General features: G+C 72.5%; 11 protein-coding genes. 5 read left to right on the forward strand and 6 right to left on the reverse strand.

Features of this window, described 5'->3' with window-relative positions:
* Nucleotides 1-30 precede the first annotated feature (30 nt).
* Nucleotides 31-1,575, forward strand: coding sequence for an alpha/beta hydrolase domain-containing protein (locus I6A81_RS11525; protein WP_203003710.1), 1,545 nt, complete (start codon nucleotides 31-33; stop codon nucleotides 1,573-1,575).
* Nucleotides 1,576-1,649: 74 nt separating this feature from the next.
* On the opposite strand, the gene I6A81_RS11530 is transcribed toward I6A81_RS11525, so the two are convergent.
* Nucleotides 1,650-2,111, reverse strand: coding sequence for an SRPBCC family protein (locus I6A81_RS11530; protein WP_203003711.1), 462 nt, complete (start codon nucleotides 2,109-2,111; stop codon nucleotides 1,650-1,652).
* Nucleotides 2,112-2,348: 237 nt separating this feature from the next.
* On the opposite strand from I6A81_RS11530, the gene I6A81_RS11535 reads away from it, so the two are divergent.
* Nucleotides 2,349-4,964 carry an alpha-amylase family glycosyl hydrolase gene (locus I6A81_RS11535; RefSeq protein ID WP_203003712.1) on the forward strand — a complete coding sequence of 872 codons (2,616 nt, stop codon included), beginning with the start codon at nucleotides 2,349-2,351 and terminating at the stop codon, nucleotides 4,962-4,964.
* 8 nt (nucleotides 4,965-4,972) lie between these two features.
* Here I6A81_RS11535 and I6A81_RS11540 read toward each other — a convergent pair whose 3' ends face one another.
* Entirely contained in the window at nucleotides 4,973-5,983 is a 1,011-nt protein-coding gene (locus tag I6A81_RS11540; RefSeq protein ID WP_203003713.1) for a stage II sporulation protein M, read from the reverse strand.
* A 395-nt stretch (nucleotides 5,984-6,378) separates the two neighbouring features.
* Between I6A81_RS11540 and I6A81_RS11545 the strand changes: the two genes are divergently transcribed.
* Nucleotides 6,379-7,308, forward strand: coding sequence for an RDD family protein (locus tag I6A81_RS11545; protein WP_203003714.1), 930 nt, complete (start codon nucleotides 6,379-6,381; stop codon nucleotides 7,306-7,308).
* Nucleotides 7,309-7,409: 101 nt separating this feature from the next.
* Here I6A81_RS11545 and ahcY read toward each other — a convergent pair whose 3' ends face one another.
* Complete coding sequence (ahcY, locus tag I6A81_RS11550; RefSeq protein WP_203003726.1) at nucleotides 7,410-8,720, reverse strand: adenosylhomocysteinase; 1,311 nt, start codon at nucleotides 8,718-8,720, stop codon at nucleotides 7,410-7,412.
* Nucleotides 8,721-9,056: 336 nt separating this feature from the next.
* On the opposite strand from ahcY, the gene I6A81_RS11555 reads away from it, so the two are divergent.
* Both I6A81_RS11555 and I6A81_RS11560 read left to right on the forward strand, forming a co-directional pair.
* A complete protein-coding gene (locus I6A81_RS11555; RefSeq protein ID WP_203003715.1) occupies nucleotides 9,057-9,452 on the forward strand; it encodes a MerR family transcriptional regulator in 396 nt (131 codons plus the stop codon).
* 502 nt (nucleotides 9,453-9,954) lie between these two features.
* Entirely contained in the window at nucleotides 9,955-12,456 is a 2,502-nt protein-coding gene (locus I6A81_RS11560) for a transglycosylase domain-containing protein (protein ID WP_307874597.1), read from the forward strand.
* A 117-nt stretch (nucleotides 12,457-12,573) separates the two neighbouring features.
* On the opposite strand, the gene I6A81_RS11565 is transcribed toward I6A81_RS11560, so the two are convergent.
* The 3 genes from I6A81_RS11565 to I6A81_RS11575 all read right to left on the reverse strand — a co-directional run bounded on the left by I6A81_RS11565 (nucleotide 12,574) and on the right by I6A81_RS11575 (nucleotide 15,384).
* Nucleotides 12,574-13,731, reverse strand: a complete 1,158-nt coding sequence (locus I6A81_RS11565; RefSeq protein ID WP_203010175.1) for an SIS domain-containing protein — start codon at nucleotides 13,729-13,731, stop codon at nucleotides 12,574-12,576.
* 82 nt (nucleotides 13,732-13,813) lie between these two features.
* Nucleotides 13,814-14,017: a Trm112 family protein gene (locus tag I6A81_RS11570; RefSeq protein WP_203003717.1), complete on the reverse strand. Its 204-nt coding sequence runs from the start codon at nucleotides 14,015-14,017 to the stop codon at nucleotides 13,814-13,816.
* Nucleotides 14,018-14,025: 8 nt separating this feature from the next.
* The gene (locus tag I6A81_RS11575) at nucleotides 14,026-15,384 is read right to left on the reverse strand and encodes a phosphomannomutase/phosphoglucomutase (protein ID WP_203003718.1); all 1,359 of its coding nucleotides are present in this window, start codon (nucleotides 15,382-15,384) and stop codon (nucleotides 14,026-14,028) included.
* Nucleotides 15,385-15,685: the final 301 nt, after the last annotated feature.

The following is a 15,685-nucleotide window of genomic DNA, read 5'->3' on the forward strand; positions in this document are numbered from 1 at the left end:
CCGTGCCGCGTGGACAGCCGGGAGAACGCCATGGTCCCGAACGCTCGATTACCAGTCGCCGCGCGTGGTGCCGCCGGGGCGCGCCGCCGCGGGCCCGGCCGGCGCCTCGCGGTCCTGCTCGCGGCCGTCACGCTGGGCGCCGTGGCCTGCTCGTCGTCGGGAGAGCCGGACGAGGACGCCGCGCCGGCCGTGACGTCCACCGCGCCGGCCTTCCGGACGCCGAACGTGGCGGCGGCGACCCTCACCGGTCCCATCACCGTGGGCGAGCTGGTGGTCCCGGTGGCCACCGGGCCGGAACTCGCGGACTTCGACTATGTCGAAGAGGAGTTCTTCGCCGCGGGCACCGCCACCGCGTACGCGGCGGACGGCGATCTGGGGACTGACGGGGTATGGCGGGCGACCCCGTCGGCGAAGGCGGACTATCGGAGCCGGATCGTGGTGCGCCGCCCCGCGGACCCGGCCGCGTTCACCGGAACGGTCCTCGTCGAGTGGTTCAACCAGTCGGCCGGTCTGGACGCCGCGCCCGACTGGGCGTACCTCGGCGAGCAGCTCCTGCGGTCGGGCTCGGCCTACGTAGGGCTGTCGGCGCAGGCGCTGGGCATCAACGGCGGCTCCGCCCCGCTGTCCGCCGGCAGCCAGCTGCCCAGCGGTGGGATCAAGGCACAGGCGCCCGAGCGGTACGGCTCGCTGGTTCACCCGGGTGACCAGTACTCCTTCGACATCCTCTCCCAGGTGGGCGCCGCCCTGCGCGGGCGGGACGGCGCCGGCGTGCCTGCCCTGGGCGGTGGCCGCGTCGCCCGGCTGATCGCCTCCGGCGAGTCCCAGTCCGCGGCCTACCTGACCACCTACATCAATGCCGTCCACCCGCTGGCGAACGTCTACGACGGGTATTTCGTGCACAGCCGGGGTGCCTCGGCGGCGCCGGTCGCCGGCCCCGGCACCGAACGGATCGCGAACGTCCGGATCCGCGCCGACCTCGACGCCCCGGTCCTGATCTTCGAGACCGAGACCGACGTCGGCCCGACGCTCGGCTACGCCGCCGCCCGCCAGGACGACACCGAGGCGCTGCGGACCTGGGAGGTGGCCGGGACCTCGCACGCCGACGACCATCTGGTCGGCCCGATCGCGGCGGGGCTGGGCTGCTCGGCCCCGGTCAACGAAGGCCCGCAGCGCTACGTGGCCGCCGCCGCCTTCGCCGCCCTCGACCGGTGGATCCTCGACGGCACCCCGCCACCGGGCGGCGAACGCCTCCGGACGACGACCGGGCCGGACGGCACGACCGTGCTCGCCCGCGACTCCAGCGGCATCGCGCTCGGTGGCATCCGCACACCGTCGGTCGACGTCCCGGCGGTGATCCTCAGCGGCGACCCGGCCCCAGGAGGCCCGTTCTGCCGGCTGACCGGATCCACCACCCCGATCGCCCCGGCCGAGCTCGCCGCCAGGTACCCGACCCGGGACGCCTACCTGGCCGCGTTCGATCGTTCCCTGGACGACGCCATCACCCGCGGCTTCGTCCTTGAAGCCGACCGCGCCACCTATGCCGCCGAAGCCCGCGCCGTCCAGTTGCCGCACTGAAGCGGCCGGGGATCGGCTTTGCCGGCTTCGCCGATCTTTCCGAGAAGTCAGGCCGTGCCGGTCGGCCGCGGTCCTCAGGGCTGTTCGCAGCGGGATTTGAGGCTGGCGGCCTCGGTGTCGACGTAGCGGCGGGTCAGGCCGCCGGCCAGGAGGGCTATCAGGCCGGCGAGTGGACCGGTCTGCCGGATGCTGAGGGTTACGGTCACGCTGGTGCCGTCCGGGTCCGGGGCGATCTGGTGGTCGGCGACGGTCCGCGTGCCGCCGTTCGTCGACGTCCAGGCGAACGAGGCGCCCGGGTTCCATGCGGTGACGGTCCAGCTCGCCGTCGGCAGCCTGGGCTGCTTGATCGTGACGACATCGCCCTTGGACAGCTCACCGGTGGGACCGTCGGCGCCGGGCACGTACTCGGGCGCGGACTCGATCCGGTGCACCTGGCTCATCGTCGGCGTCCATTCCGGCCAGCGCTCGACGTCGCGCAACACGGCCCAGACGCGCTCCGCCGGGGCGGCGATCCGTACCGAGGTCTCGTAGTACACCGCGTCCTCCCCTCCTGGCGCGTGCCGAGCCCACGGCTCGCGCCGGTCGTGTCGTTGTGACCGGCGGCGTGCCGGCCGTCTGGACGAGGCTCTCGCCGAGGGCCGGGCCGTTCCGGACCGATCCGTCGTGTTCAGGGCAGAACCTCGCATGTCTCCTGAGCGGCCCAAAGAACGACGACCTACGCTGCTGGCCATGAGTCACGCGTCTGGTGCCAACCGTGGCCCGTTGGTCGCCGAATGACCATCGTCCAGGTTGATTTCGTATACCACGCCGGAATCGCGCGGCAGATCGCGGCAGGCGCGCGGCTGGTCGGAAGCTGGGACGCTGACGGGCGGCCGAGCGGTACCTGGGCCTCGGTGCCGATGGCCGAGATCGTCGGCCTGAACGGCGGCCCGGCGTTCACGGCGACCGTGCGGCTCGACGCCTCCACACCCACCACTTTTCGCTGGGGCGTATGGCTACGACGCGACGACGGGTCGGAACTTTGGGGAATCCCGGGTGAAGTCCCCGACCCGGCCTCCACCGCTCAGGTACGCGCGCTCGAGCTCGATCCCGGCTCCCCGCCGGCGGTGACGGCCACCTTTAGCCTGGCCCGCCATCATCTCCTCGGCGCGGTGCGTGTCCCCGGAACAGGCACCGCGGCCGACGACGGCGGCGACGACGGCGATAGCGACGGCGACGGCGATAGCGACGGCGACGGCGACGGCGACAAGGCCCGGGGAGCGGGAGCGGACGACGCCCGGATCGCGTTCCGCGTCTGGGCGCCGCGCGCGCGGGCGGTCGAGGTGGCGTTCGGCGGCGCCAGCGGCTATGTCGCCGACGACGGGTACGGCGAGGACACGACGCTGCCCCGGCTGCCGATGCGACGGGGCCCGGACGGGGTCTGGGAGGCCAGCGCCGACGGGTTCGCCAGCTGGGTCGGCAGGCCGTACCTCTACCGGGTCACCCGGGAGGACGGCTCGGTCGCCTGGCGCGGTGACATGTATTCCCGGGAACAGGCCGGCGGCGGCGACGTCAACCCGCTCGGCGCGCGCTACGAGGGGACGGCGGCCGAACTGGACGGGAGCGTCAGCTGCTCGGTGGTCGTCGATCCGGGGGCGACGCCCGCGGACTTCTGGGCGGACGAGTACGACCCGGCCCACCCGGTGCCGCGCCGGGTGGAGGACCTGGTCATCTACGAGCTGCACGTCGGCGCGCTCGGTTTCGACGATCCCGCGGCCGAGGACGCGGCCCTGCCTCCCTGGCACGCGTCCGCGCGGTCGGCGGTGGGCTATCGGCCGAGAGCCGGCACGTTCGCGCATGCAGTCCGGTTCGTCGACTATTTGGCCGACCTCGGGGTCAATGCCGTCGAACTGCTCCCGACGCTGGAGTTCAATGGCAGCCGGCAGTGGGGATATGGCGCCTCGCATCTGCTGGCCATCGAGAAGAGCGCGGGCGGGCGTGCCGGGCTCGCCGCCTTCGTCCGCGCCTGCCACCGTCGTGGCATCGCCGTACTCATGGACCTGGTGTTCAACCACTTCGCCCAGGACGCCGAACGGGCCATGTGGCAGTACGACGCCGTCCGACCGAGCCACAACTCCTACTACTGGTACGAGGGCACCGAGGCGGACCATGCCGGGTTTCCGGCCGGCGGGTACGTCGACAACCTTTCCTCTGGGTTCGCGCCGCGTTACCACGAGGAACAGGTCCGCGCGTTGTTCGTCGCGAGCGCCGTGGCGCTGTTGGAGGAGTTCCATCTCGACGGCTTCCGTCTGGACCAGACGACGTCGATCCACCTGTACAACGCGTCGCACGCGGACGGCCGGCCGGTGCCGGCGGCGAACATCGCCGGCCGCAAGTTCCTGCGCGAGCTGTGTCAGACGCTGAAGACGATCGCGCCGGACGTCATCCTGATCGCCGAGGACCATTCCGGCTGGGACCAGGTGACCAAACCGGCGCCGGCCGGGGGCCTTGGGTTCGACGCCCACTGGTATGTGGACTTCTACCATCACCTGATCGGCGACAAGGGCGAGGGACCGGCGTACGCCCGTCTGCTGGACACCGCGGGCAAGGACCTCGACGGGCCGCTCGCGATGGGCCTGTTCGCGGACGCGCTCCGCGGCTCAGCCGGCCAGACCGTCGTCTACCCGGAAAGCCACGACGAGGCGGGCAACGCCGAGCACTCGAAGCGCAACATCCTGGTCGCGGTGAACAACGCGGAACTGGTCGACGAGACCCGCTGGTACGCCGAGGCCAGGCTCCGATGCGTCGCCGCGCTCAGCCTGCTGTCGGCCGGCACGCCGATGTTCCTGATGGGGGAGGAGGTCGGCGCCGCGAAGGCCTACACCTACGACCGCTTCACCGAGAACAAGGAGGACCTGTACGGGCTGCGCGCCGGGACCGGTGCCGGGATGTTCGCCGCCTACCGTGCCCTGATCCGGCTCCGGCTCGCCTCGCCCGCGGCCCGCGGCCGCGACATCGAGATCCTGCACACCAACGACGCGGGCCGGGTGATCGCCTTTCGCCGCTGGGCCGACCCGGCCGGGGACGCCGGAAACGGCGAGGAGCTACTTGTCATCACCAGCCTGAACAATGCCTCCTTCCCCAGCTACCTGCTGCGTCACCCGTCGCTCGCCGGCGCGCCGTGGCACCTGGCGCTGAACACCGATGACTCTTCTTATGGCGGCCGCGACGAACTCGCCGCCGCCGCTTCGCTCAAGTTGACGGACGGCGCCCTGAACCTGCGAATTCCGGCTGTGACGACGCTCGTCTACACGCGGACCATTCGGCGTTCCCGGGGCCTGGTCGCCCGGCTCCTCGCCACGCTGCCCGGTACCCACCGCCGGCCGCCGAGACCCGGCTCCGGGACCTGACCCAGGGCCTACACGGCGACGGGTGCGAGGTCGGCGCCCAGGGAGGACTCGATGTCGCCCTTCTCGCCGTGGGACGCGGCGCGCGAGCCGTAGAGCCAGACGTAGCCGACGAACAGCGCCAGGGCGAGCGCGCCGATGCCGATCCGGATCGCGGTCGGCAGCCCGGACGGGGTCACGTACGCCTCGATCACGCCGGAGACGGCGAGGGCCACCGCCAGCCCCGGCACGATCGCCACCGCGGCGCGGCCCTCGGCGGCGAGTGACTCCACCCGCCGCCGGCCGCCCGGGTCGATGAGCGACCAGCCGAGCTTCAGGCCGACCGCCCCGGCCACGAACACGACCGTCAACTCCAGCAGCCCGTGCGGCAGGATCAGCGAGAAGAACTGGCCGCTCTCGCCGCAGCCGGACATGTATCCGCCGACGACGCCGAGGTTGAACGAGTTGAGGGCCAGGACGAGCAGCGTGAACACGCCGAACAGCGCGCCGTACCCGATCGCCTGCGCCGCCACCCAGGCGTTGTTCGTCCAGACCTGGCTCGCGAACGAGCCCGCCGGGTTCTCGCTGTAGTAGGACGCGAAGTCGTGCTGGCAGAGCTGGACCACCTCGTCGGCCGGGACCAGGTTCGCCCGCGCCGTCGCGTCGTAGGTGACCCACAGCGCGCACCCCAGCGCCAGCAGCAGGCAACCCGCCGTGGTCGCGAGGCACCACCACCGCCGCGCGTAGACCGCCGCGGGGAAGGTCACCGCGAAGTAGCGGCCGACGGCCCGCCAGCCGGGGTCCGCGCCGCCGGTGACCGCGGCGCGCGCCCGGATCACCAGTGACGACAGGTCGTCGACCATCGCCTGGTCGCGTGTCCGGCCCTTGATCACCGACAGGTGGGTGGCGACTCGCTGGTAGAGCTCGACGAGCTCGTCGAGCTCCTCCTTCGGCATCCGGCGCGGCCGGTCCGCCTTGTCGACGAGGTGACGGAGCCGGTACCACTCCGGCCGGTGGATGGCGACGTACGCGTCCAGATCCATGACCACCGCCCCTCGATCGCCCTCGATCAGCCACCACGCCCGTCGGGCGTGCCCCACGGCCGGGGCGCGCCCAAGCCACGCGCCAACCTCATACCGGAGGCGGCCGTCGGGCAAATACTGTCAGATGGCTCGCCATATCCGACGGCGGCCGTCGGTGAGCCGACCGCCGGTGGACCACCAACCAGGGCGGGGGCGACACAGGACGGGGGACACCGGCCGCGCCGAGGGACGGGGTCCGCGCCGGCCTGGGAGGTTGGGGTCGCCGCGCCGGAAGTCGTCCGGGACGCGACCCCGCGGCCGGTGTGGGCCGGCCATGCCGGACCATGGACGCCAGCACGCCAACCAGCGGAGGGAACCACGATGGGCCACGGCACGACGGACCGGGACGTGGCCGGATGAGCCGGATCGTCACCGGTGAGGCGGTCGCGATCGACCTGCGGCCGGCCCGGCTCGGTTCCCGCATGATCGCCGTGCTGCTCGACCTGTTCATCCAGGTGTGCGTCCTCTACGGCACGCTGACCGTCCTGCTGATCGCCGTGAACCCCCAGGACGACGTCGCGCTGGCGACCGCTGTCGTGATCGTCGTCTATGTGGGCACGATGCTCGGCTACCCGGTGATCTGCGAGACGTTCCTGCGCGGTCGAACCGTCGGCAAGATGGTGATGAAGCTGCGGGTGGTGCGCGACGACGGCGGTCCAACCCGATTCCGGCATGCCCTGGTGCGCGGGCTCCTCGGGGCGGTCGCCGAACGGCCGGGCGTCCTGTTCGGGCTGCCCGCGGTGGTGGCGATGCTGGTCTCCAGGCGCTCGAAGCGGCTTGGGGACCTGTTCGCCGGGACGATGGTGGTGCACGAGTCGGTGCCCATGCTCGTCGGGGTGGTACCGACGGTGCCAGCCCCGCTCGCCGGGTGGGTCACCAAACTGGATCTCACCGGGCTCGACGACGAGCTGGCCGGCACCGTCCGTGACTTCCTCGGCCGGGTGCACGAGCTGGCGCCCGAGGCCCGGGAGCGGATCGGCGCGGAGCTCGTCGCCGAGGTCCGCGCCGTCGTCACCCCACCTGCCCCGCCGAACACCCCCGGCTGGGCATACCTGTCCGCGGTGCTGGCCGAGCGGACCCGGCGGTCCTATCGCCGGTTGCGCGCGGTGTCCCGGGCCCGGTACGGGCCGGGCGAGATCCCGGGCGTCCCGCTCGAGTACTACCCGAGGCACCTGCTGAACCCGGACGTCAACCCACCCGTTCCCGCCTATGCCTGGACGCGGCCGGGGGCCTCGTTCGGCGGACCGCCGGGTGCCTCCGGCGGCTACTACCCGCCGGCTCGCTGAGCCGGCGGGCCGGCGTCCAGCCGACAGGGTTGACATCGAATTGTCAACCCTGTCGCGCCTCCGGCGGTCGCGGACAAGGCGTCATTTCTGACAGAAAGTTGTCAGGAACCGTGGCGCCAGGAGTTCAGGTACTCGACCTGGGCCGGGGTGGGGGTGTCGATGTCGATGCCCATCGTCTCGATCTTGAGGCTCGCGACCCGCTTGTCGATCTCGGTCGGCACGTCGTGCACCCCGGGCGCCAGGGTGCCGGCCGCCGTCGTCAGCCACTCGGCGGTCAGCGCCTGGTCGGCGAACGACATGTCCATGACCGCCGCCGGGTGGCCCTCGGCCGCGCCCAGGTTGACCAGCCGGCCCTCGGCGAGCAGCAGCACCCGCCGGCCGTCGGCCAGGACGTACTCGTCGGTGCTCGGCCGTACCCGGCGCGGGCCGTCGACCGCCATCGCGGCCAGGCCCAGAATGTCGATCTCGACGTCGAAGTGCCCGGAGTTGGCCAGGATCGCGCCGTCGCGCATCAGCTCGATGTGCTCGGGCCGGATGACGTCCCGGTTGCCGGTGACGGTGATGAACACGTCGCCGACGGCCGCCGCCTTCGCCATCGGCAGTATCCGGAAGCCGTCCATGGCGGCGTCGAGCGCCTTCGTCGGGTCGATCTCGGTGACGACCACGTTCGCGCCCAGGCCCTTCGCCCGGGACGCCACCCCGCGGCCGCAGTAGCCGTAGCCGGCCACGACGACGGTCTTGCCGGCCAGCAGCGTGTTCGTCGCCCGGAAGATGGCGTCCAGCGTGGACTGGCCGGTGCCGTAGCGGTTGTCGAACATGTGCTTGGTGTCGGTGTCGTTGACCGCGACGACCGGGAAACGCAGCGCGCCCTCGGCCGCCATCCGGCGTAGCCGGATCACCCCGGTGGTGGTCTCCTCGCAGCCGGCGAGCACCTCGCCGAGCACGTCGGTGCGCGCGGTGTGCAGCGTGTTGACCAGGTCGCAGCCGTCGTCGAAGACGTAGTGCGGGGCGAGGTCGAGCGCGGCGTCGATGTGCGCGTAGTAGCCGTCCCGGTCGATGCCGTTGCGGGCATACGTCGACACGCCGTACTCGGCGACCAGCGCGGCGGCGGTGTCGTCCTGCGTGGACAGCGGGTTGGACGCGCACAGCACCACCTCGGCGCCGCCGGCGACGAGCGCGCGCATCAGGTTCGCCGTCTCGGTGGTCACGTGCATGCACGCGGCGATCCGGGCGCCGGCGAACGGCCGCTCCTTCGCGAACCGGGCGCGCACCTGGCGCAGCACCGGCATGGCGCGGTCGGCCCACTCGATGCGCGCCCGCCCCTGCGCGGCCAGCGACAGGTCGGCGACGTCGTGGCGGGGCAGGCTCGTCGCGAGGTCGCCGGCCTCTGGGGTCTCCGTGGTCTGGGTGATGGTCACGATCTGTCGTCTCCTGTCGCGTGTGGTGGGTTCGACGATCGGCGGACAGGCGACGCCCTGTCAACGAAGCTGACAGGCTGATGTAAGATTTCGTGCGAAGGAAGGCGAGCCCCGGCTACGCTTCGGCCCGTGATCGTTCCAAGATCGGGCGGCGAGGCGGGCGGGCCGGGTGTTCGGCTGCCCGGAGCGGGTCAACGCCTGCTCGCTGACCGGCGGTCAGCTTCGCCGGCGGCCGGGTGGTTCCCTCGAGGAGACGGCCCCCCGGCCCCGCCGGCCCCTCCGGGCAGGAGGCGCGCCTTCGTCGAGGCCCAGCTCCGGGAGGAACGGTTCGTGCGCGAGGTGCTGCAACGGCTGCGAGAACGGATCCGGCTGCGTCCGGAGCAGCGGCTGCCGATCGCGCGGGCCGCCGCCGTGCTGGACACGACCCCGCGGATGCTGCGCTACCGCGAGTCGCTCGGGCTGGTGGCGCCGGAGCGCTCGGCCGGCGGGCACCGTGAGTACGGCGAGCGCGAGCTGCTCGCCGCCGCCTACGCCGACGAGTTGGAGCGCCGCTACCAGGTCAGCCCGAGCGACCTGGCGTTCGCGGTCCGGGTGCTGGCCGAGCCGAACGTGGCGGCCGACGTGCGCCGCCTCGGCGAGCTCACCCGCCGGATCAGCCCGCCCCCACCGGTGGCGGCCCTCGACTTCGAGGCCCAGAAGGCCCGTCGCCTGCTCGATCTGCGCTGACGGGCCGGACCTGGCGCGCCGCCGCGCGAGGCCGTCCCGAGGGGGACTGCCCTGACGGACGCCGCTTTGCCGGATGCAGCCTTGCCGGATGCCGCCCCGACAGGGGCCCACGCCGGCCAGCGGCCGAGGCGCCCGGCCAACGCGACGGCCGGCCTCGCGCGGACACACCGAACATCCCGCCAGCAACGGCCCGTCAGGGCGCGGGCAACCACACAACCATCGAGTAGACACCTATGGTGATACTGCTACCACAGTCGGTGCTTGAAGGCCCTGTCCGGTACGGTTGTCCCTGCCCGCGACGAACCGTTCGTGCGGGGTGGACCGAACGTCCGTGCGCGCGCCAGCCGCTCCCAAGGCGGCCGGCGAGGGCCGGACGGGGCGGCGGTGCGCAGACCGGGCACCGCTCGGCGACCTTCCGGCGGCTCGCGCATGCTTGACAGGACCACCGACGGCGTCCCCGGCCCCCACCGGCCGGGTCGACGTCGTTGATCTCGTGCTGGGGGTGAGGGCCACGGCGGCCGGACGGGACACGCAGACACCGGTCGCGGAGGCAGGCCGTGCCGCCCGCCGCGCCGGCGGCCCGGCGGCGCGCCGCCGGGCCAGCCACTCCGCCCCGAGCGGGCCCGGCCGGGCCGGTCGGGCCGCGCGTGACGGCAAGGCCGGCGCCCCACGGCCCGCGGACGACGGCGCGGGGAACCTACGCACACTGCTCGACGTGCCGGCCGTGCCGGAGCCGCCGCGTCCCGGGCGGGGGGTGTTCGCCAGACGGGGCGCGGTCCTCACCCTGGCCCTCGGCCTGGTCGTGGCGCTGCTCGCGCTGCCGATGGCCGCCGGCGCCGGCCTGTTCGCGAAGTCGTCGGCGGAACACTACCTGGAGCTGCCCGCCGAACTGATCACCCCGCCGCTGCCGCAGAACTCGCAGATCCTCGCCGCCGACGGAACCGTCATCGCGACGCTGCACGGCGAGCAGAACCGGGTCGTCATCGAGGGCAGCGAGATCCCAGAGGTGATGCGGCAGGCGATCGTCGCGATCGAGGACTCCCGGTTCTACGAGCACGGCGGCTATGACATGAAGGGCATGCTGCGGGCCCTGGCGCGCAACAGCGAGTCCGGCGACGTGCAGCAGGGCGCCTCGACGCTGACCCAGCAGTACGTCAAGAACGTGCTGCTGCAGAACGCGCGCACCCTGGAAGAGCGGAAGGCCGCGATCGACACGTCCGTGTCCCGCAAGCTCCAGGAACTGCGTTACGCGACCACCCTCGAGAAGAAGCTGTCCAAAGAAGAGATCCTCGTGCGGTATCTCAACATCGCCTACTTCGGGGACGGCGCCTACGGCGTCGGCACGGCCGCCCAGCACTTCTTCGGCGTCGACATCTCCCAGGTGACCCTGGCGCAGGCGGCGCTGCTCGCCGGCCTGGTGCAGAGCCCGTCGCGGTTCAACCCGGTGCACAACCCGAACGACGCGATGAAGCGGCGAAACGACGTGCTCGACCGGATGGTCACGATGAACTACATCTCGGCGACCCAGGCCGACGCGACCAAGCAAATGCCGATCACACTGAGTGACAGCACCAAGGACACCACGGTCGACTCCTGCGCCGAGTCGGTCGCCCCGTTCTTCTGCGAATACGTGCGGAAGCAGCTGAGCGTCGACCCGGCGCTGGGCGCGACCCAGGAGGAGCGCGACCGCCGGCTCTACGAGGGCGGCCTGCGGATCCGTACGACGCTGGACCCGAAGGTCCAGGCCGCTGCGCAGGCCGCGGTCGACGCCACGATGGGCAAGACCAACCGGGTCTCGGCCAGCGAGGTCGTCGTCGAGCCCGGCACGGGCAACATCCTGGCGATGGCGCTCAACTGGAACTTCGGTGAGGACGCCGCCCAGTTCCAGACCAAGATGAACCTGGCGACCGAGCCCGCCTTCGAGCCGGGCTCGACGTTCAAGGCCTTCACCATGGCGGAGGCGCTCGAGCAGGGCTACGGCCTCTCGACGGCCTTCTACTCGCCGGCCTGCGTCATAGTCGAGGAGTTCCCGATTGAGGGCCGCGGCGAGGAGGGCGTCGAGGAGTGCGTGAACAAGGGCTACTCGAACGCCGAGGTGGACGAGGCCGGCACCTTCGACATGCCCGCGGCGATGGCGATGTCCGTCAACACGTACTTCATCCAGCTGCTGGCGAAGATCGGCGTCATGCCGACCGCCGACCTGGCCAAGCGCCTCGGCATCCCGGACAAGACCTACGAGGGGCTGGATCACGGGCTGAACCCGAGCTTCGGCGGCCTCACGCTCAGCCAGCAGATGAAGATCTCGCCACTCGTGATGGCCAACGCCTACGCGACGTTCGCGGCCGGCGGGAAGTACTGCGAGCCGCGGTACGTGACGGCGGCGACCGACTCCTCCGGCAAGAACGTGGACATCGCCCCCGCCCCGAACTGCCGGCAGGCCATCAGCAAGGGCATCGCGGACACCGTCGCCAACACGTTGCAGCGTGTGATCGCCGGCCCCAGCGGCACCGGAGGCCGGGCCGCGATCGGCCGGCCGGCCGCCGGCAAGACCGGCACGAACGACGACTACTCCAGTGCCTGGTTCGTCGGCTTCACCCCGCAGATGGCGGCCGCGGTGGCGGTGGGCGACCCGCGCGGCAACGCGAAGGAGTACGCGCTGCGCCACGTCCAGGCGGACGGCAAGGACTGGCCGTACGTCTACGGTGGTGACCTGCCGGCGCTCATCTTCGGCCGCACGCTCAAGCCCGCGCTGGAGGGGGTGCCGGTCCAGCAGTTGCCGAAGGCGGATCCGAAGGTCGCGCAGGGCACCAAGGGCGGCATGCAGAACACCGCCCCGACGCCCACGGCGACGCCGGGCATGACGATCGACCCGCTCACCGGCCAGCCGATCCCCGGCCTGCCCACCACCACGCCGCAGTTCCCGGGCCTGGGCGGCGGCCAGGGCCCGCAGACCCAGCAGCCGGGCCGCCCACCCGACCCGGGGGGCGGCGACGGCCCACGCTAGCCGACCGGTCGGTGCTCCGGCCGCGCGCCAAGCCCATCGCCCGCGCGCGGCCGGACGTGACCATCCGCGTCCGACGTGGTGGCTATCCCTGCCCGCGTCCGCTGGCCGGAGCTCTGGTCAGCGGACGCGGTCGAGATCGTGGATGGCGGGCTCGAGGCTGGGGTCGATGCCGATGAGCATCGCCAGGTAGACCGACGCGTAGTCGAGCAGGCCGACGAGCGAGGCGAGCCGCTCCACCGGATGGGAGCCGGCGGCCGACAGCTCGGTGACGCCGACGCCGCGCTCCGCCGCGACGCTGACCACCGTGTCCGCGCGCCGGGTCACGTCCGGGTGCTCGTTGCCGGGGTCGCGCAGCAGGATCAGCCGCAGTCGCGTGGTCAGCTCGTCGTCGACCCGGTCGCGGAAGAAGTCGTCGAGCCCGTCGTCGTCGCCACCGCCGGTGGCCGCGGCTCCACGGGCCCCGAAGACGCCGTCGAAGGCCGCGATCTGGTAGATCGCGGGGTGCGGCAGGCCGCCATGTAGCACCGGGTACTTGGCGGTGACCGCGAGCTGGGTGGCCGCGCGGCTGGCCGCCGCGGCCGTCGCCGGCGACGTGCCCCAGATCATCGGCAGGGTGCCGGCCAGCTCCAGGGCGAGCAGTTTCGCCGGGTTGACGAACGACTCGCTGGAGGGGCGGCTGCGGGTGGCGATCTCTTCCAGCCGGGCCGCCGCCGCCTCGGCGCCGGCGGCCACGTCCCGGCAGACACCCAGCGTGGCACCGGCGGCGAGCAGCGGGGTCGCCAGGGCCCACAGGCTCGCCCGCTCCGGGCGCGAGCCGTCGATCGCGACGAAGGGCGCCCTGGCGCGGTCCGCGAGGTAATGCAGCGGCGTGCCCAGCGGGCCGACGGCGAGGATCCGGCAGCCGCGCCGGTCGGCCTCCTCGACCGCGTTCAGCGTGAGCGGGGATCGCCCGGAGCCGGAGACGGCGAGCACGACGTCCGCGACCCCGACCCACCCCGCACGCCCGGGGGCGGGAGGCCCGACCCCCGGGGCCGGGCGGGGGGGGCCCGCGGCCGCCGCCAGCCCCGCGGCGGCGCCGGCGGCCGCGCCGGGGCCGACGACGAGCACGGCCCGCGGCCGCCCGGCGGCGCCGAGCCGGCCGACGCCGGCCTCCTCGGCGAGCCGCCAGGTCTCGCGGACCTGCCGCCCACTGGTCGCGATTTCCCGCAACAGGTCACCGGGATCCGCCGCGGCCAGCCGGGCCGGGTCGTCCAGGACACTTTCGTCGACGTACACCACGTCTGTCGTCAACCGCTCTCAGGTCCCCATGAATCCGGCAGGTCCCCGAAACCTGGCGAACCCGGCTCCGCGCGCACGGTCAGGACGACGCCGGGGCGGCTGGCTCGGGGAAGGGCGTCGCCTCGTCGAGCAGCATCACCGGAATGTCGTCCCGCACGGGGAAAGCGAGGTTGCAGGCCGTGCACACCAGCACGGGGGCGCCGTCCAGCGTGTCCTGGCGCAGCGGGGCGTGCTGCGGGCACGGGCACGCCAGGATTTCCAAGAGCAGCGGATCGAGGCTCATATCGGTAACTAGTCCCTTCCACCACGGATGCGGGCCAGGACCTCGTCCCGGAGCACGCTCATGGTGCCATCATCCTCCGCTTCCACGTTGAGGCGCAGCAGCGGTTCGGTGTTGGACGGCCGCAGGTTGAACCAGGAACCGTCGGCGAACGAGACGGTCAGGCCGTCGAGGTGGTCGATATCGGTCGCCTTCGAGGCATACGCGGCCTCGATCGCCCTCATCGACGCGGCCGCGTCGGCGACCTCGGAGTTGATCTCTCCGGAGAGCGAGTAGCGGGCGTAGCCGTCGAGCAGCGTCGACAGCGGGCCAGCCTGACCGCCGAGCGCGGCCAGCACGTGCAGCGCGGCGAGCATGCCCGAGTCGGCCCGCCAGAAGTCGCGGAAGTAGAAGTGCCCGGAATGCTCACCGCCGAAGATGGCACCCGTCCGGGCCATCTCGGCCTTGATGAACGAGTGGCCGACGCGGGTGCGGACCGGCACGCCGCCGAGCTCCTTGACGAGCTCCGGCACGGCACGGCTGACGATCACGTTGTGGATGATCGTGCCGCCCGCCTCCCGGGCCAGCTCCCGCTCGGCGACCAGCGCGGTGATGGTCGACGGCGAGACGAGGCCGCCGCGCTCGTCGACGACGAAGCAGCGGTCGGCGTCGCCGTCGAAGGCGAGCCCGATGTCCGCCCCGTTCGCGCGCACCGCGGCCTGCAGGTCACGCAGGTTCTCCGGCTCGATCGGGTTGGCCTCGTGGTTCGGGAAGGTGCCGTCCAGCTCGAAGTACAGCGGGATCAGCTCGATCGGCAGGCCGGCGAACGCGGCCGGTACGGTCAGCCCGCCCATGCCGTTGCCGGCGTCGACGGCGACCTTCAGCGGCCGGACGCCGGACAGGTCGACGAGGGTGCGCAGATGGGCCACGTAGGCGTCGCGCAGGTCGAGCTCGCGCACCGTGCCCCTGGGGCCGGTGTGCTCGGGCACCCCGCTCGCCACCAGGTCCCGGATCTCGGCGAGGCCGGTGTCCTGGCCGATCGGCGCCGCGCCGGCCCGGCACATCTTGATGCCGTTGTACTTGGCCGGGTTGTGCGACGCGGTGAACATCGCGCCGGGGATGTTCATGGAGCCGGAGGCGAAGTACAGCAGGTCCGTCGAGCCGAGACCCGCGAGCACGACGTCCGCGCCCTGGCCGGTCGCGCCGTCGGCGAACGCCGTGGACAGCGGGCCGGACGACTCCCGCATGTCGTGGGCTATGACGATCTCGGAGGCGCCGAGCAGCCGGACGAACGCCGCGCCGGTCGCGCGGGCGATGTCGGCGTCGAACTCGGACGGCACGACTCCGCGCACGTCATACGCCTTGAAGATCCGGGCGAGGTCAAGCCCCATTGCCCTCCACCTTCCGCACCCCGTGTTGCCGGTGGCTTGCGCCCGGCCGTCATCAGTGCCGTCGTTTCTGGTCCGCGCGCCGCCGGCCCACATTCGGCCAGCGTCGCGGGATGACCCTATCCGGCGTGACTGTCGGCTCCGCCGGGCACCCACGGCCCGACCACGACCGCCTGCTCCCTGCCGCGCCCAGCCACCCTGAATCGGCCGTATACCCGGCGACCACCCGGGAAGCCGCCCGAAGGGCGGTGAGCTGGGTGCGTGACGCTGGTGGCTGTGTGGGCTAGGTCGTGCGCTAGGTCAG

Source organism: Frankia nepalensis (assembly GCF_016786325.1).
Lineage (GTDB): Bacteria > Actinomycetota > Actinomycetes > Frankiales > Frankiaceae > Pseudofrankia > Pseudofrankia nepalensis.